Annotated in this window: 1 protein-coding gene; it reads right to left on the bottom strand. The window is 50.7% G+C overall.

All coding sequences use genetic code 11. The annotated features are described in order from the left end of the window. On the bottom strand, window positions 1-223 hold a 223-nt coding region (locus tag F8B77_RS17850; RefSeq protein WP_167512893.1), incomplete at both ends, for a hypothetical protein.

Here is a 223-nt window from a genome sequence, read left to right as displayed (position 1 = left end):
CTTTGAATCACGTTGACGCTATCGGTTAGAATCTGGATCACAGCCACCGTGGTCAACGATTGACTGCCCACCTGACCGTTTACTTCACTGAGGTTGTTGGCATCCACACCGTTAATGCCCACTTGCGCATAATCGGTTACTGTTGGCGCGGTTTGCGTATTATCGGCCACGTAACTTTGAATCACATTGACGCTATCGGTTAGAGTCTGGATCGCAGCCACCC

Origin of the sequence: Aliivibrio finisterrensis, from assembly GCF_008933155.1 — a bacterium.
In the GTDB taxonomy this organism is placed as follows: domain Bacteria; phylum Pseudomonadota; class Gammaproteobacteria; order Enterobacterales; family Vibrionaceae; genus Aliivibrio; species Aliivibrio finisterrensis.
Note: the sequence above shows the minus strand (reverse complement) of the source record. Positions and strands in the feature narration are given on the sequence as shown.